The sequence below is a fragment of the Maribacter halichondriae genome, from assembly GCF_027474825.1.
Taxonomy (GTDB): domain Bacteria; phylum Bacteroidota; class Bacteroidia; order Flavobacteriales; family Flavobacteriaceae; genus Meishania; species Meishania halichondriae.
The window spans coordinates 17547-33986 of sequence record NZ_CP107030.1; the positions used below are offsets into that span (position 1 = coordinate 17547).

16 protein-coding genes and 2 pseudogenes are annotated in these 16440 nt (G+C 40.2%); 6 read left to right on the forward strand and 12 right to left on the reverse strand.

Going from position 1 to position 16440, the window contains the following annotated elements; all coding sequences use genetic code 11:
- Nucleotide 1: 1 nt before the first annotated feature.
- Nucleotides 2-1122, reverse strand: a pseudogene (locus N8A86_RS21915) (glycerate kinase).
- Nucleotides 1123-1195: 73 nt separating this feature from the next.
- On the opposite strand from N8A86_RS21915, the gene N8A86_RS00095 reads away from it, so the two are divergent.
- Nucleotides 1196-1426, forward strand: a complete 231-nt coding sequence (locus N8A86_RS00095; protein WP_273567213.1) for a DUF6095 family protein — start codon at nt 1196-1198, stop codon at nt 1424-1426.
- A gap of 25 nt (nt 1427-1451) precedes the next feature.
- Here N8A86_RS00095 and N8A86_RS00100 read toward each other — a convergent pair whose 3' ends face one another.
- Nucleotides 1452-2132: a DUF4294 domain-containing protein gene (locus N8A86_RS00100; protein WP_273567214.1), complete on the reverse strand. Its 681-nt coding sequence runs from the start codon at nt 2130-2132 to the stop codon at nt 1452-1454.
- A gap of 104 nt (nt 2133-2236) precedes the next feature.
- Here N8A86_RS00100 and N8A86_RS00105 point away from each other — a divergent pair, with 104 nt between their 5' ends.
- Complete coding sequence (locus N8A86_RS00105) at nt 2237-3325, forward strand: M42 family metallopeptidase (protein WP_273567215.1); 1089 nt, start codon at nt 2237-2239, stop codon at nt 3323-3325.
- Between the two features lie 46 nt (nt 3326-3371).
- On the forward strand, nt 3372-3803 hold the full coding sequence (locus N8A86_RS00110; RefSeq protein WP_337251707.1) for an NUDIX hydrolase: 432 nt from the start codon (nt 3372-3374) through the stop codon (nt 3801-3803).
- A gap of 110 nt (nt 3804-3913) precedes the next feature.
- Here N8A86_RS00110 and hisS read toward each other — a convergent pair whose 3' ends face one another.
- The 5 genes from hisS to rpsF form a co-directional block, all read right to left on the reverse strand.
- Complete coding sequence (hisS, locus tag N8A86_RS00115) at nt 3914-5290, reverse strand: histidine--tRNA ligase (RefSeq protein ID WP_273567216.1); 1377 nt, start codon at nt 5288-5290, stop codon at nt 3914-3916.
- Nucleotides 5291-5385: 95 nt separating this feature from the next.
- On the reverse strand, nt 5386-5862 hold the full coding sequence (locus N8A86_RS00120; RefSeq protein WP_273567217.1) for a DUF6495 family protein: 477 nt from the start codon (nt 5860-5862) through the stop codon (nt 5386-5388).
- A gap of 179 nt (nt 5863-6041) precedes the next feature.
- The gene (gene rplI, locus N8A86_RS00125) at nt 6042-6494 is read right to left on the reverse strand and encodes a 50S ribosomal protein L9 (RefSeq protein ID WP_273567218.1); all 453 of its coding nucleotides are present in this window, start codon (nt 6492-6494) and stop codon (nt 6042-6044) included.
- 12 nt (nt 6495-6506) lie between these two features.
- A complete protein-coding gene (gene rpsR / locus N8A86_RS00130; protein ID WP_273567219.1) occupies nt 6507-6803 on the reverse strand; it encodes a 30S ribosomal protein S18 in 297 nt (98 codons plus the stop codon).
- A 4-nt stretch (nt 6804-6807) separates the two neighbouring features.
- Complete coding sequence (rpsF, locus tag N8A86_RS00135; protein ID WP_273567220.1) at nt 6808-7149, reverse strand: 30S ribosomal protein S6; 342 nt, start codon at nt 7147-7149, stop codon at nt 6808-6810.
- Nucleotides 7150-7384: 235 nt separating this feature from the next.
- On the opposite strand from rpsF, the gene N8A86_RS00140 reads away from it, so the two are divergent.
- The gene (locus tag N8A86_RS00140) at nt 7385-8077 is read left to right on the forward strand and encodes a LytR/AlgR family response regulator transcription factor (protein ID WP_273567221.1); all 693 of its coding nucleotides are present in this window, start codon (nt 7385-7387) and stop codon (nt 8075-8077) included.
- Nucleotides 8078-8333: 256 nt separating this feature from the next.
- On the opposite strand, the gene priA is transcribed toward N8A86_RS00140, so the two are convergent.
- From priA to nadC, 4 genes and pseudogenes are all read right to left on the reverse strand, one after another.
- Nucleotides 8334-10790: a replication restart helicase PriA gene (gene priA / locus N8A86_RS00145; RefSeq protein WP_273567222.1), complete on the reverse strand. Its 2457-nt coding sequence runs from the start codon at nt 10788-10790 to the stop codon at nt 8334-8336.
- Between the two features lie 14 nt (nt 10791-10804).
- Complete coding sequence (locus N8A86_RS00150; RefSeq protein WP_273567223.1) at nt 10805-11233, reverse strand: DUF2147 domain-containing protein; 429 nt, start codon at nt 11231-11233, stop codon at nt 10805-10807.
- A complete protein-coding gene (locus N8A86_RS00155) occupies nt 11226-12200 on the reverse strand; it encodes a YihY/virulence factor BrkB family protein (RefSeq protein WP_273567224.1) in 975 nt (324 codons plus the stop codon). The genes N8A86_RS00150 and N8A86_RS00155 overlap by 8 nt, the downstream gene beginning before the upstream one ends.
- A pseudogene (gene nadC, locus N8A86_RS00160) lies at nt 12201-13057 on the reverse strand (carboxylating nicotinate-nucleotide diphosphorylase).
- 84 nt (nt 13058-13141) lie between these two features.
- Between nadC and rlmH the strand changes: the two are divergent.
- Together rlmH and N8A86_RS00170 are read left to right on the forward strand one after the other, a co-directional pair.
- A complete protein-coding gene (rlmH, locus tag N8A86_RS00165) occupies nt 13142-13615 on the forward strand; it encodes a 23S rRNA (pseudouridine(1915)-N(3))-methyltransferase RlmH (protein ID WP_273567225.1) in 474 nt (157 codons plus the stop codon).
- Nucleotides 13616-13713: 98 nt separating this feature from the next.
- Complete coding sequence (locus N8A86_RS00170) at nt 13714-14382, forward strand: class I SAM-dependent methyltransferase (protein WP_337251823.1); 669 nt, start codon at nt 13714-13716, stop codon at nt 14380-14382.
- Between the two features lie 13 nt (nt 14383-14395).
- Here the strand turns inward: N8A86_RS00170 and serA are convergent, their stop codons facing one another.
- Complete coding sequence (gene serA / locus N8A86_RS00175; RefSeq protein WP_273567226.1) at nt 14396-16288, reverse strand: phosphoglycerate dehydrogenase; 1893 nt, start codon at nt 16286-16288, stop codon at nt 14396-14398.
- Between the last annotated feature and the right edge of the window lie 152 nt (nt 16289-16440).

Consider the following 16440-nt stretch of genomic DNA (forward strand, 5'->3'; position numbering starts at 1 on the left):
CTCACTTTGAGAAAAAGGCTTTGATCGCTTTTTCTACGAGTTCTGGGGCGTGCTCCATATTATACTTCAATGATTTATCGGCCTCCCTTACCTCTACTATTGCTTCTAGGCCTATTTTTTCCAAATTCTTTTCGTCCAAGTCAAGTTTACCACATACGGCGATTACCGGTATCCCCTGGGTTTTCCCAAAATCGGTTACGCCCTTGATTAGTTTTCCGTTGAGTGTTTGTTCATCAAACTTGCCCTCTCCGGTAATGATATAATCAAAATTTTGGGTTTCCATCATTCCATCCACCTTACTGATTTTTAGGATAAAATCTATTCCTGAAATGTAGTCGGCACCTAGAAATGCTTTTAACCCATAGGCTGCACCTCCGGCAGCCCCGGAGCCTGGATATTCCGCACAATCGACTTTCAATTGTTCTTTGACAATTTGGGAAAGATGGCGCAGACCCATATCCAATTGCCCTATCTGTTCTAGTTCTGCCCCTTCTGTGCGCCATAGGTGTATGCGGCACCTCTTTTTCCAAATAGCGGATTATCTACATCGTTTACCGCGAACACGGAGACATCGGCGGGAAAAATTTGATTATTCTTTTTTATCGCATGGATAAGTGACAAATTTTTCCCGATTGGATTCAAAACTACACCGGATTCATCCTGAAAATCGTAGCCGAGGGCATTGGCAATACCAATTCCTCCATCATTGGTAGCACTTCCGCCCAATCCCACATAAATTTTGGTAGCGCCTTTTTGTATGGCATCCTTGATTTCCAAACCTGTTCCGTAGGTAGAAGTAACCATTGCATTGCGTTCTTGCAAAGACAACAATTCAAGTCCTGACGCTTTTGCCAATTCAATGTATGCCGTTTCGTCGTTTTTATTTAGAAGATATGTCGATGTGATTTTTCTTCCCAGAGGATCTACGGTATCAATAAATACATTTTCACATAGTACATTTGCTGCTATGGAGTTTAGAAATCCATCTCCACCATCGGAGGCCAGCACCGAAAAAAATTCCGCTGTGGGTATAGCGGCATGTATACCTTTTTTTAAAGCATCGATTACTCCTTGAGCCGAAAGCGAACCCTTGAATTTATCGGGAATCAGTAGTATTCTCATCGTGTTTTGCAGGAAATAGTCCGATTAAATATAGTTCATAATCGGTACATTTGATACTAGAATTAGAAATTGCATGAGAACGGACAAAGATTTGTTGATAAAGGGACTCAAATATATCGCGTTTACCATCGCACTGATGTTTTTGGCACCAGTGGTTATGTATCAAGCTTTCAAAAATGAAGACCACCCTTGGTTCTGGCCTGTGGCGGTAATCGGCTTCCTTCTTGCCATCGGGGCAATAGGCATGGGTTTTTACAGTATAAAAGTAATTTTAGATGCCCTCTTTAATACGAAAAAGAAATAGATTGATTTTTTAATTGATTAGCAGACTACTTGTTTTGAGGGCCTTTCCACTTATTTGTTAACGCTGAATAATCATATTCCAAAGCCGATTTTTGGCGTTCCAATTGGCCAATGGCAAATGCACGTTGCAAAATATCTTCGATTAAATAATCTTCTTCCACCCGATCCGGACGAAACTCTTCCTTCAAACTGATTTTAAAAAGACTGGCAGTAGTATTGTACCAAAAGGCACGCCAACCGCTTCGCAATTCTTTGACCAGTTCGAATGCCGTAGTGCCCGTCTGTCGATGTACCAGTTTTACTAGAATTTGGCCCTCAGTTCGGGTCAGTTTCTTTAATTCATCCGAGAACTCACCTTCTATGTATTTTTGTATTTCTTTGGTATATTTCTTTCGCTTTCGCTTTTTGGTAATCTTTACCAGACTATCGTTTAATTCCACCAGACGATCCGCCGCTAGTTTCGCATACGGAAATACCTTTATCGTCTTTCTTCTTAGAATGTAATAGCGTAGCTTATCTTCATAGTTATCAAAAGAAAGTTTTCCGAAAACATATACCTCTTCAAGATCGATGTGGGTGTGAAAAATCGAATCCCCTTCCATGATGATCAATTTTTCTTGAACGCTATCAAGAGGTTCCTCAGGAACCTGTGCGAACCCTAAAAATCCTATAAAAAAGATTAGAAATGTAATTTGAAGTTTTTCCATGTACAGTATATGAACAAAAGCCCTGCCAAAATTAACGATAATTAGTCGTGCTTATTATTAATTAAAAGTGAATATTGCTAAGTTTGCAGTAAATAAAATTATAGATGAGCACTAAAAAAATACTGACCAAAAAATCACTTGATTTTTTTGAAAAATACCTCAACAATGCTGCCCCTACAGGCTATGAATGGGAAGGTCAAAAACTATGGATGAACTACCTCAAACCTTATGTCGATACGTTCATTACCGACACTTATGGCACGGCTGTGGGAGTCATCAATCCCGATGCGAAATACAAAGTGGTCATCGAAGGGCATTCGGATGAGATTTCTTGGTATGTGAATTACATTACCGACAATGGGCTTATCTACGTTATACGCAACGGTGGAAGCGACCATCAAATTGCACCTTCGAAATGGGTGAACATCCATACCAAAAACGGAATGGTAAAAGGAGTTTTTGGCTGGCCGGCCATCCATACGAGAAAATCCGGAAAAGAAGAGCCGCCCAAATTAGATAACATTTTTATCGATATCGGGGCAAAAGACAAAGCGGAAGTCGAGAAAATGGGGGTTCATGTAGGTTGTGTAATTACCTATCCCGACGAATTTCACATCCTGAACAAAGATAAGTTTGTATGTCGTGCCATCGACAACCGTGCCGGGGGCTTTATGGTCGCCGAAGTGGCTCGCTTACTTCATGAAAACAAGAAGAAACTGCCCTTCGGATTATATATCACGAATTCGGTGCAAGAAGAAATCGGATTGCGTGGCGCCGAAATGATTACCAATACGATAAAACCAAATGTGGCCATTATCACCGATGTTTGTCATGATACGACAACGCCCATGATCGAAAAGAAGACCCAAGGACATACTGAAATTGGGGCCGGACCTGTAATTTCATACGCACCGGCGGTGCAGAATAAATTACGAGAACGTATCATCGAGACTGCGGACGCCAATAAGATACCGTTTCAAAGAATGGCAGCTTCAAGAGCCACAGGCACTGATACCGATGCCTTTGCCTATAGCAACGGCGGTGTTGCCTCCGCTTTGATTTCATTGCCACTTCGCTACATGCATACCACCGTGGAGACCGTTCATAGGGATGACGTTGAAAATGTGATTCGATTGATCTATGAGACACTATTGAATATAAAGGAAGGTGAAACTTTTAGCTATTTTGACTAAATATATTGACCAGCCCCTCGTAACGGAAGGGCTTTTTTAATGCTATATGGATGAACTTGTTGACATTTTAGATGCCGAAGGAAACTATACCGGCAAAACGGTCATGAAGTCTGAAGCGCACCGAAAAGGACTTTTTCATCCGACAATACATGTTTGGTTTTATACGAAAACTGCTAAAGTACTTATACAGCTGAGAGCTAAAAACAAAGATACCCATCCCCTACTTTGGGATGTATCCGTAGCAGGTCATATCGCTGCTGGGGAAACTATTGAAACTTCAGCCGTTCGAGAGATTCAAGAGGAAATCGGACTAGATATTTCACCCGAGGATTTAAATAAAATAGGAGTTTTCAAATCCGTCCAAGAGCATAGCGATACTTTGGTGGACTGTGAATTTCATCACACCTATTTATGTGAACTTAAGGTTCCCTTGAAAGTCTTAAAAGACAGGAAAGCGAAGTCGCCGACTTACAATTAATTTCTCTCATACAATTTTCAGAGGAGACCTGGGGAATGGCCGATCTTCAAAAATATGTTCCCCACGGAATAGCATATTATAAAAAGATTATCAAAGAAATAAAGGCGCGATTATAGTGCGTTCATAAAATCATCCAGAGTATCTAGCGCGTAGGTTTTTTGGTCTCCTTTGGCCATATTCTTGACCACAAAGGAATTCTTGGCCAATTCTTCAGCCCCTATCAAAATCACGTAGGGAACATTTCGATTGTTGGCATATTTGAATTGTTTCTGGATTTTGGCTTCCGAAGGATATAAATCTGCCTTTATTCCGTTTTCGCGCAAAAAAGTAATCAATTTCAAGCATGCCAATGCTTCCTTTTCTCCAAAGTTAAGGCATAGAACGTCCAAAGATTGGTCTATAGCTTCGGGGAAAAGTCCTAATTCTTCTAAAACTAAATAGATTCTATCGAGCCCGAAAGAAATACCGACTCCGCTCACGTCTTTTAAACCAAATATTCCTGTAAGGTCATCGTAGCGGCCACCTCCACCTATGGAGCTCATATCGACATTTTCGGGAGCGCCAACTTCAAAAATGGCTCCTGTATAATAGTTCAACCCGCGGGCTAAGGTTACATCAATGGAAAGTTTGGCGGATTTCAAACCTAGCCTTTCAATGGTTTCCACAATAAATCTCAATTCTTCAACCCCTTTACCACCTTCTTCAGAACCGTTCAGTATATATTTCAAGGCATCCAATTGCTCTAGATTACTTCCTGAAAGGAAAAATAATGGTGCTACTTTCTCAATGGATTCGAGTGAAAGGCCTTTTTCCTGCATTTCCTTTTTGACTCCTTCCACACCTATTTTATCCAACTTATCAAGAGCGACGGTGAAATCTACCAACAAATGTTTTGCACCTATGAATTCAGCAATTCCGGAAAGTATTTTACGGTTATTCAGTTTAATGGTTACGCCCTCAAGCTTCAAATCGGAAAAAACAGCATCATATAATTGAATAAGTTCTACCTCCTGCAGTAATGAATTGGCCCCGACTACATCGGCATCACACTGATAGAACTCTCGAAAACGGCCTTTTTGTGGCCTATCGGCACGCCAAACCGGTTGAATTTGATACCGCTTAAAAGGAAAATCGATTTCATTTTGGTGCATGACCACATAGCGTGCGAAAGGCACCGTCAAATCGTAGCGTAGCGCTTTTTCCGTAATCTTTGGGCCGAGAGAACTACTGCTTTTCGAACTATAGGTAAAGTCATCTACTTTGCTAATAAAATCCCCAGAATTGAGGATCTTAAAAATAAGACGATCTCCCTCATCCCCGTATTTGCCCAAAAGGGTTTCGGAATTTTCAAAAGAAGGGGTTTCTATGGGCTGAAAACCAAAGGTCCGAAAGTGTTTTTTGACAATGTCGATGATGTAGTTGCGCTTTGCGACCTCCGAAGGTGAAAAATCTCTTGTGCCTTTAGGTATACTTGGTTTCTGAGCCATTTGGTTTACTTATTCTGCAAATATAGTCCTCCCCTCGCTCCCTTCCAAAAGAGTAGAAGTCTCATTATGTTCACAAAGGATTCTCTCTTTAAGGGCTAGATGACATCTATCATACCCTCAAACCATCGATATAAATCACCTTTTGTGATGACCGCCCCTTGTTGAATTAATTTGAACTTATCCAAGTTCGAGTCATCGGAATAGGCCTTTGAAGCCGTGAGATATTCCACAAAATCGGATTGCCAGTTCTTTTTGAACCAATCAAAGCCTATTTTGGTCGTCAAGTCAACATCCGGATTCATGACCTTTACGGAAATCAATTTCATTTCTTTTTCAGCACAGTGAAAAAGATGCATGTGCGATTTCGAAATATTTTCCAGATACGAAACCTTAGTCAGTACACCTTCCCAGATAAGGTCACTAAAAACATCAAGCTCGTCTTCCGCTACGGAAGGCTTTTCTTCTTTTAGTCTAGACCATTCATCAGCGGTAATCGATTGTGTGGCCAAAAAATTGATGAACTCAGGGTGGAGTTCCTCCAGTTGTTGTTTTGTAAGTCTTGTATATTTCAATTTCGAAAAGTTATTAACACTTTAGGACGTAGTTCGAATGTTAAATTAAGGTTACGAAAACACGGCTCACTGGTTATCAATCAGTTGTGTAAGGTTTTTCATTCTAGTATAGCGGAAACAAATAAAAAACCGCCCGCTCAACAACTTGTGAACCGGCGGTTTTCAGAAATACTTTACTATTATTTTGCCTCTGCGATCACTTCGAAAGGAAAGTCGACTACAACATCACGATGTAGACGAATCTGCGCGTTGTAAGGCCCTGTTCTCTTGACGGAACCACCTTGAATGCCGATGAATTTCTTATCGATCTCATGGCCTTCTTTTGCTATGGCAGCTGCTAAATCAATGGTAGTAACAGAGCCGAAAAGTTTATCACCGGCACCGGTCTTGGCGGCAATCTTCAATTCAAGCGCCTTTAAGGCGTCTGCTGTTTTATTTGCGGCATCAATGATTTTCTTCTCTTTGTGAGCGCGTTGCTTCAAATTTTCCGCCAATACTTTTTTGGCCGAAGGAGTTGCCAATGCAGCCAACCCTTGAGGAATAAGGAAATTTCTTCCATATCCGTTTTTCACGCTTACCAAATCGTCTTTAAACCCTAGGTTTTCAACGTCTTCTTTTAATATAAGTTCCATGGTGCGTTTCTTTTATTTTAATAAATCTCCAACATACGGCATTAGCGCCAAATGACGTGCTCTTTTGACTGCTTGTGCTACTTTTCTTTGATATTTCAAAGAAGTACCGGTGAGTCTTCTTGGTAATAATTTACCTTGTTCATTGACCAATTTCATCAAAAAATCAGGGTCTTTATAATCGATATATTTGATACCTGATTTTTTGAAACGACAATACTTCTTTTTCGTGTTGGTCTCTATGTTCAGAGGAGTAAGATATCTGATATCCCCATCCTTTTTACCTTTTGCTTGTTGTTGTAATGTTGCCATAATACTAAGCTTTAGCCGTTTTTAACCTTGATCTTCTTCTTTCTGCCCATTCAATAGCGTGCTTATCCAACCTTACGGTCAAAAATCGCATGATTCGCTCATCTCTTTTGAACTCTTGTTCATAGGGAGTAATCGCTTCACCTGGAGCAGTAAACTCGAACAAATGGTAAAAACCACTTTTTTTGTGTTGGATGGGATAGGCCAATTTCTTTAGCCCCCAATTCTCTTTGGAGACCATCTTGGCCCCATTCTTAATTAAGAAATCTTCGAATTTCTTAACTGTTTCCGCTATCTGATCATCAGAAAGCACGGGATTCAAAATGAAAACAGTTTCGTAATGGTTCATAAATATGTATATTTTAAGGAGCGCAAAAATAAGAATATTTACGACACTTCACAAGAAAACGGAAATTTCTTCGTTATAGCTAGGAACAATCATAAAAATTGAACTTAACCAAATCTTAACCTATGGTCATCTACCATTTACACAGGAAACCGTGCAATGTTTACAACTTTTGTTGTAGTTGAGCGGCTTTTTTCGGTAATTTGTCGATGATTTAACCCCACAAATCAACCCTTTTATGAAATTAAGAAGTATTATTGTTGACGACTCGTCCATGCAACGTATGGCGGTCGCGAAACTGGTCAACAACCACCCAAATCTAGCTATGGTGGCCGAGTACAGCAATGCGATCGAAGCGAAAAACGGCATTAAGAACAATGAGATCGATCTTATCTTTTTAGATGTTGAAATGCCAATTATCAATGGATTTGACCTACTCGAGTCCCTTGAAAACAGCCCTCAGGTAATCTTGATTACCGGTAAGCCCGATTATGCACTCAAAGCTTTTGACTACGACGTTACGGATTATCTTCACAAGCCTATTACCATGGCCCGTTTTGATGCCTCTGTGAAACGTGCGGTAGCCAAATACGAGCAGATGCACAAGGTGAACGAAGATGAAGAGCATATCTTCGTTAAGAGCAACCTTAAAAAGCGTAAGGTTATCCTTAATGATATCAAATGGATAGAAGCATTGGGAGATTATATCAAATTGGTGACCGATGAAGCCAATATCGTTATCTTATCCACAATGAAGTCTTTCGAAAAGCAATTGCCAGAGGAGAAATTCCTACGCATCCACAAATCCTACATCATCAATTTGGAAAAAGTGGAAAAATTCAACAGTAAGAATGTTGAAGTGAGCGGAAGATCCATTCCTTTAAGTAGAAATAAAAAGACAGAACTGGCGGAAGCGTTGAGCAACGTCTAGAACTGTACACTTTTGATATAAAATCGCTGTTTTCGAAATGAAGGCAGCGATTTTTTTGAAGAAAACCTATTCGGTACGAGGTACGAGGTACGAGGTACGAGGTACGAGGTACGAGGTACGAGGTACGAGGTACGAGGTTTAAGAAAGCAAATTACAAACTAGTAAGCCATCAACTTTTTCCGCCGAGATGGTACAGTTTTGAGTTTGAATTTTGTATTTGTATTTGAACTTGCACTTGAATTTGAATTTGAATTTGTCAAATATGATCCACATTAAAAATCACACGAACGCTGCGGTAATATGAAATCGCGTTAAAGGATTTTTCAATCCTTTTTATTTGGTTCTTGGTCTTCACAATGGATTCTTCTAAATGCATTTTAACGATGATGTTCTTAATGTATTGATTTCGGATACGTGCCACGGGCGGGTATTCAGGACCTAACACGCCACTACCCAGTACATTTCGCAAAGACTGTGCGAACCAATCGGTGGCTTCGTTCAACTTGTTGTATTCCTTATGCTTGAAAGTTATTTTAATAATCCGATTGACCGGAGGATATTTGAACTGTTCCCGTTCATAGATTTGATCTTTGTACATGCCATTGAAATCCCCTGTGGTGACTTGTTTTAATATTTGATGATATGGATTATAAGATTGTATGATTACTTTTCCACGCTTTTTGGTTCTTCCTGCCCTGCCCGATACTTGCGTCAATAACTGAAAACTTCGTTCATGCGCACGATAATCAGGAAAATTTAGTAGGGCATCGGCATTCATGATTCCCACAAGTCCCACATTTCGGAAATCTAACCCCTTGGTCAACATTTGAGTACCTACGAGAATATCAAGTTCCTGTTGTTCGAAAGCTGTAATTATCTTTTCATACCCATGTTTTCCGCGGGTGGTATCCAGATCCATTCGGCCAACTTTTGCTGCGGGAAACAATTTGTGTAACTCTTGTTCTACCTGCTCGGTACCAAAACCTTTCGTGTCCAATGTAGGGCGTCCGCAGGCCAGACAGCTTTCTTGCAAAGCCATATGATGGCCACAATAATGGCAGCGTAATTGTTTTTTGTATTGATGGTAGGTCAGGCTTACATCGCAATTCGGACACTGCGGGGAGTGCCCACAGGTAGTGCATTCGACGATTGGAGCATATCCCCTACGATTTTGGAAAAGTATTATTTGTTCCCCTAAACTTAGACTATCCTGAATTTCTTCAAGCAGGCGTTCCGAAAAATGTCCCTTCATTCTTCGTTTTCGAATCTGTTCCTTCAAATCAACCAATTCCATTTCTGGCATTAAAACATTGCCGTACCGTCGGTCAATTCGTGCATATCCATATTTATCGTTCTGTACATTGTGAAAGGTTTCTACACTTGGCGTTGCCGAACCTAAAAGAATATTGCAATCGTGCAGTTTTGAAAGAACAATGGCCGCATCACGCGCGTGATATCTCGGCGCCGGATCGAATTGCTTGAACGAACCCTCGTGTTCTTCGTCTACAATAATCAATCCCAAATCGGAATAAGGTAGAAAAAGTGCCGAGCGTGCACCTATGACGATTTGCGCTTTTGGCCTTTTATGAAGCACATTGTTCCAGACCTCTACCCTTTCGTTGATACTATATTTGGAATGATAGACCGATATTTTCTCTCCAAAATATTCCTGTAGTCTGGTTATCAATTGTGTGGTCAATGCAATCTCGGGCAATAAATACAAAGCCTGTTTGTTGGTCTTTATGCAGTTTTCAATTAGTTCGACATAGACTTCTGTCTTTCCTGAGGAAGTAACGCCATGCAACAATGTAACTTTTCGATTTTCAAAATTTTGTAGAATATCGCCTAAAGCGGTTTCCTGCTGCTCGTTCAATAGTTTAAGTTCTTCGTTATCGTCCGCCCCCTCATAGGATACCCGATCGATACGAATGAAATATTCCTCCAAAATTTCTTTGTCGACCAACGATTTGATTACCGTTTTTGAGCCTCCGCTCGCCCGCTCCAATTCGTTGATCTTTATTGGTTTCTTCGATTCGGCCTGTAATTGGAACAAAGCCAAAACAACTTGGCTCTGTTTCGGTGCCCTAGACAACGTTTCCAATAAAACTTCCAATTTTTCTTCGGATAGGTATTCTTTTCCCAATTTTACATAACGCACCAATTTGGGCCGGTACTGTTCATAAATTTCTTCCTTCAATAAAATCACATTTTTATCAAGCAATCGATTCAGTACCGGTAAGATATTCCTACGCTCAATAATCGCACTGACCTCATGTACTTTTAAAGAGGATTGATGCTGCAGTGCCTCATAGACCAAAAATTCATCATCTTTTAAATCGGTCTCGTCTATATTCGATTGTTCGTTCTTAAGGATAAGCGTTTCACTTTCCAATAAAAAAGCACCCGGTACTGCAGAGCGAAAAACTTCGCCTATGGTACACATATAATAATCAGCTATCCACTGCCAATGCTTTAGCTGTATTGAGTTGACCAAAGCAGCCTCATCCAAAATTCGATCGATTTCCTTTGCTTCATAGACTTCAGGAGCCGTAGTATGAATCTTGGAAACCAAACCCGTGTATATCTTCGATTTCCCGAAGGGAACAGCGACTCGCATACCCGGACTCAAAAAAGTAGCCTCATCGCGGGTAACGGTATAGGTAAAGTGTTTTTCTAATGGTATTGGTAAAATAACATTGACAAAGTGCTGCATAGTTCCATAACCTTCTAACTTTCCACCCTGATCCAAGTTTGTGTGCGATAAATAAAGGCCAAATAACCACGTACTTTAAGTTCGTCCGAATTATCCGGATTCAGCCATATTTTACAACGGAAAGTCATTGCCTGTTGGGGGTCGAACAACGTATCGCCTTTGTAAACTCCATCGCCTTTATGTTCGGCACCTTCGATGATGGTCATGCCGATTACCGGTTTGTCCTTTTTATCGCCATCACATTTTGAACATAGGGCGTTCTCTTTACCTTCCTCCAATATTTCGACTACATGGCCATACATAAGTCCGTCTTTTTCATAGATATCGATGACGGCCTTTGGGTTTCCGGTGCGGTCGTCAATGGTCTTCCATTTTCCAAAAATACTTTGGGAGGATACCCAACTCGTACCCAACAATACAACTATCAATATGACTTTATTCATTCTCTTGGCCTTGATTATACGTTTTACGAAGTGAATTCAAGGAGGCGTTCAACTCGAATCCAAGAAGCAATATATTGGAATTTAACCAAATGAACACCATCAAAATTAATAATCCGCCTAAGGCCCCGTACAACTCATTGTAGCGAGCGAATTTTTCCACATAAATCCCGAAAAGGTATGACGTCAGCATGAACAAAATGGTCGTCATCAGCGCTCCAACGGAAAAGAATTTGGCTTCTTTGCCCTCGCGCGTTCCAAAATAATAAAGAATAGCGGTAGTAAAATAGGATAACACCGAAAAGAATACAAACTGAACGATTTTGAGCAAAAAGATATCCTCATTATCCAAGACGACACCATAGACCTTTTCCATAAATTCCCTGTAAAACTGGGCCGTGTAAAATTCAAAATAAAGGAAAGCGGCCGCCCCAATAATCAATAAAATGGATAATATCAGCCCAATGCCCAACGAATAGAGGTATTGTCTGAAAAAATTACGGGTCAGGTTCACGTGGTATGAATTCTCGAACCCACCAAAAATAGCATTGACTCCGTTCGCCATTAAAAATATGGATATCAGAAAAGAAGATGACAACAGCCCTCCGCTCTTTTGATTTTCAATTTGCTCGTAAATACCTGTAAAGTACTCACTTGTGGAGTCAGGTAAAAAAGATTCCAAAAACTCTGGGAAACGCGTATCAAAATTTTCGAGGCTGATGTAGGGTACCAAATAAGGCACCAACGTAATCAAAAAGATTAACAGCGGAAACAAAGCCATAAAAAGACTGAAGGCAATAGCACTAGCTCTTGTGGACAGGGCTCCCTGCACAATCCCCAAGAAATACATTTCTATTAGATCGTAAAGTGAAAGACCCTCAAAAGCTCGCAGTTTTATTTTTTTTAAAATGTTGGCAATCCATCCAATGATAGGGATTTTCTCAAGCTTCTCCTCTATTTCTACCGACATTTATACCGCTTTTAAGCTTAAGTCCAAATTATATACCGAATGTGTCAAAGCTCCCGAGGAAATATAATCCACACCACATTCCGCATACTTGCGAATCGTCTTCTCATTGATTCCACCAGAAGATTCGGTCAAACATCTATCCCTGATGAGTTCAACGGCCTTACGCGTATCTTCATAGTTAAAGTTATCGATGAGGATGCGATAAATACCCTCAGATTGCAAAATCTCACGGATTTCTTCTAGGTTACGGGCCTCAACAATAATCTTCAAGTCTCGGTCGGTTTCTTTTAAATATTGCTTGGTCTTCTCAATTGCTTTGGTAATCCCCCCGGCGAAATCGATATGATTGTCCTTGAGCATTATCATATCGTACAAGGCAAACCTATGATTTTCACCCCTCCTATCTTGACGGCCCATTTTTCAAGGGCCCTGATTCCTGGCGTTGTTTTTCGGGTATCCAAAATCTTGGTGCCAGTTCCTTCTAACAGTTCCACAAAATGATGGGTCTTGGTTGCAATTGCACTCATGCGCTGCATGGCGTTCAACACCAAACGTTCAGCTTTTAAGATACTTTGAGAACTTCCTTCCACGTAAAAGGCGATATCTCCATATTTTATTCGTGAACCATCCTTAATATGGACGTCTAAAACTAAATTAGCATCCACATACTCAAAAACCTGTCTTGCGAAATCGACACCCGCAAGAATTCCATTGTCTTTGACCAACAATTTAGCCTTCCCTGTCGCACTGGCCGGAATACAAGCTAAAGAACTGTGGTCTCCATCGCCGACATCTTCTCGTATAGCGTTTCGAATGATGCCACTTATTTCTTCTTGAAACTGGACTTTTGAAATCATAGATGCGGTATTGATTTACGCTAAATTACTAAAAACAAAGGCCAAAATTCATATGTGATACGCTGAAAGTTCTATTTTTGGAATATGACGATACGCCTTCTTGCCATCGGTAAAACTGATAGTCAATCTTTACAAGAATTGATTTCGGAATACGAAAATCGATTAAAGCATTATGTCAAGTTTGAATTGGAAATCGTTCCGGACCTAAAGAACACCAAAAATTTATCCGAGACCGAACAAAAGGTATTGGAAGGCCAATTAATTCTAAAGAAATTGAATACCTCCGACGTACTGATTTTGTTGGATGAAAACGGCAAACAACATAGCTCTATCGATTTTGCGAATTATTTGCAGAAAAAGATGAACTCCGGCATCAAGCAACTGGTATTTGTAATCGGTGGGCCGTATGGGTTTTCCGATGAAGTTTATCAAAGAGCTCAAGGAAAAATCAGTCTTTCAAAAATGACCTTTTCGCATCAAATGGTTCGGCTGTTCGTTGTGGAGCAAGTTTATCGAGCGTTTACCATTTTAAGAAATGAGCCGTATCATCATCGTTGAAAAACCGAATTATGAAAAAGACGAGAGACGTTTTTTCGAACTAAGCAAAAGCCTATAAAAAGTATCGACCACATTACCCCACTGAGTTTTATGATGAAATTCTTAAACTAGTCAAAGGTCATCAACTTTGTTGGGATTGTGGTACTGGCAACGGACAAGTAGCTGGTTACTTGTCAGATTACTTTGACAAGGTATATGCTACGGACATCAGTAGAAACCAGTTGAAAGAAGCTGAAAAACGAAATAACATAATTTATGTGAAGGAGAGAGCGGAAGTAACATCGTTTCAAAATGATATGTTCGACCTCATCACCTGCGCTCAGGCAGTGCACTGGTTAGATTTCGTCCCTTTCTATGAGGAAGTTAGAAGGACCGTTAAAAATAAAGGACTTCTTGCCATTTGGGGCTATGGTCTTCTAAAAATTGGAAATTCTTTTGATGATATTATCCACCACTTTTATCAGGAACTAATTGGACCCTATTGGAATGAAGAACGTAAGCATATAGACTCAAAATACGAAACAATTGCTTTTGATTTTAAAGAAATTAAGCTCTCTAAGCAATTCTATATCGAAAATGATATGAATCTATTTGAGCTGGAAGGATATTTCAATTCGTGGTCGAGTGTTCAAAATTATATACAATCAAACCATGAAAATCCAGTCAACGACTTAATCACTAAATTGAAAGAAAGTTGGGGCAATACAAACTCAACGAAAAAAGTGATATTTCCGATATTCACCAAAATCGGACGAATAAAAAAATAGGGCAGCTTAATATTTAATACAACACCCTAAACTTAATCGTATTCTCAACGTTTTTAAGTGCCTTAATCACCTCTTGGTTATACTCCTTATCCAAGTCGGAAATCACATAACCCACTTCATTATCGGTAGAAAGATATTGCCCGATAATGTTCATCTCATATTTCGCCAATACCTCATTTATCTTGGCCATAATACCAGGCACATTTTTGTGGATGTGCAAGAAACGATGTGAATTCTGCTGCTTGGGAAGTCTGATATTCGGGAAATTAACGGCATCGACCGTATTTCCTGAATTGATATAATCCATAATTTTATTAGGGACAAAATCAGCGATATTTCGTTGCGCCTCTTCGGTACTACCACCGACATGAGGTGTCAAGATTACATTTTCAAGTCCTTGAAGGTCCGTCATGAACTCCCCATTGGCCCTAGGTTCTTCCGGATATACATCAACAGCCGCTCCGCCTAACTTTCCATTTTTCAAAGCATTGGCCAACGCCTCGATATCGACCACAAATCCACGGGAAAGGTTGATCAACATGGCACCGCTCTTCATCTGGTTGATTTCGCGTTCTCCAATAAAATTCTTGTTGGCCCTGTTGTCGTCTATATGTAAGGTCACTACATCGGAAATATTCAATAAATCTTCCAAAGTATTGCACTTTATCGCATTTCCGAGCGCCAATTTATCATCGATATCATAGTAATAGACTCGCATACCAATGGCCTCGGCAAGCACTGATAATTGCTTGCCAATATTGCCGTAGCCAACGATTCCCAAGTTTTTACCTCGTACCTCTCTAGAGTTGCTCGCGGTTTTGTTCCACTGTCCGTTATGTATTTCCGTACTTCTCGGAAAAACATTGCGCATCAGCATGATAATCTGGCCAATGGCCAATTCTACGACAGATCGTGTGTTGCTATATGGTGCGTTGAAAACGACTACTCCTTTTTTTCGGCTATAGTCCAAATCAATTTGAGTCGTTCCGATACAGAATGCCCCGACGACCAACAATTTATTAGCGGCATCCAAGACTTTTTGAGTTACTTGAGTCTTGGATCGAATACCCAAAACATGGACACCTTTGATTTTCTTTATCAATTCTTCTTCGGAAAGGCTTTCTTTTATCAGTTCAACTGAAAATCCGTCTTCTGATAGGTTATCAAAGGCCGCAGGATGCACATTTTCCAACAATAATATCTTGATTCGATTCTTGGGATAAGAGATATTTCTCGGCAGGTCATTCACAAAAAGAAACTCGTCCATATTAGGAGTCACGTGATCAGCATTGTTTGCGGCCTTTTCACGATGTACATTTTCGGTATATGCGAAAAATTTGTCGGCGATACCGGCCTCTCGCATAACATAATCACTGTAACCATCACCTATCACCTGTACCTCTCCATCAAGATCCATTTGCTTCAGGCATTCGATTTTTCCATTATGTTGTGACAAGGGATTGTTCTCATCGAAACCCACAATATTACCTTCATCGTCAAACTTGAAGGTATTTGCATAAACCCGTGCCGAAGGGATGTTATAGTCTTGCACGATGGGATCGATGAACTCCTTGAATCCACATGAGATTACATAAATATCGTCGGCAAATTTTTCGAAAAACTCTTTGTTAGATTCAATAGATTTTGAGATTTTTTGGCGTAGTTCCTTTACCAGTCCATCCAAGTCCGATTTGTTGGCATTCAACAATTTTATACGACGCTCCAAAGATTCGGTAAACGATATGTCTCCGTCAATACCTAAATTGGTAATCTTCTGAATTTCGTCAATGACCTCATCTTTGTTCGATTTGCCCTGTAGGGTCATTTCAGCAAGCACATCCAAAGCTTCTACCCTAGTCAATGTACTGTCGAAATCGAATACGTATTTTCGTCCCACGTCTACCATAATTTGAGATTCCCGCCCCTGCCTGCCGGCAGGCAGGTTCACGGCAATGACCTTTTAATTAATGAAAATTTCAGGGGTAAAAGTAAAAATTAATTCTGACCGTGTTAGTGAAATGTTATCAAAAGTTATCCCTACCACCAAAATCCATGATT

Bases quoted from the DNA above. Each gene is read 5' to 3' on its own strand.
- N8A86_RS00095 (WP_273567213.1), top strand. From the start codon at position 1,196: ATGAGAACGGACAAAGATTTGTTGATAAAGGGACTCAAATATATCGCG.
- N8A86_RS00100 (WP_273567214.1), bottom strand. From the start codon at position 2,132: ATGGAAAAACTTCAAATTACATTTCTAATCTTTTTTATAGGATTTTTA.
- N8A86_RS00105 (WP_273567215.1), top strand. From the start codon at position 2,237: ATGAGCACTAAAAAAATACTGACCAAAAAATCACTTGATTTTTTTGAA.
- N8A86_RS00110 (WP_337251707.1), top strand. From the start codon at position 3,372: ATGGATGAACTTGTTGACATTTTAGATGCCGAAGGAAACTATACCGGC.
- hisS (WP_273567216.1), bottom strand. From the start codon at position 5,290: ATGGCTCAGAAACCAAGTATACCTAAAGGCACAAGAGATTTTTCACCT.
- rplI (WP_273567218.1), bottom strand. From the start codon at position 6,494: ATGGAACTTATATTAAAAGAAGACGTTGAAAACCTAGGGTTTAAAGAC.
- rpsR (WP_273567219.1), bottom strand. From the start codon at position 6,803: ATGGCAACATTACAACAACAAGCAAAAGGTAAAAAGGATGGGGATATC.
- rpsF (WP_273567220.1), bottom strand. From the start codon at position 7,149: ATGAACCATTACGAAACTGTTTTCATTTTGAATCCCGTGCTTTCTGAT.
- N8A86_RS00140 (WP_273567221.1), top strand. From the start codon at position 7,385: ATGAAATTAAGAAGTATTATTGTTGACGACTCGTCCATGCAACGTATG.
- priA (WP_273567222.1), bottom strand. From the start codon at position 10,790: ATGCAGCACTTTGTCAATGTTATTTTACCAATACCATTAGAAAAACAC.
- N8A86_RS00150 (WP_273567223.1), bottom strand. From the start codon at position 11,233: ATGAATAAAGTCATATTGATAGTTGTATTGTTGGGTACGAGTTGGGTA.
- N8A86_RS00155 (WP_273567224.1), bottom strand. From the start codon at position 12,200: ATGTCGGTAGAAATAGAGGAGAAGCTTGAGAAAATCCCTATCATTGGA.
- rlmH (WP_273567225.1), top strand. From the start codon at position 13,142: ATGACGATACGCCTTCTTGCCATCGGTAAAACTGATAGTCAATCTTTA.
- serA (WP_273567226.1), bottom strand. From the start codon at position 16,288: ATGGTAGACGTGGGACGAAAATACGTATTCGATTTCGACAGTACATTG.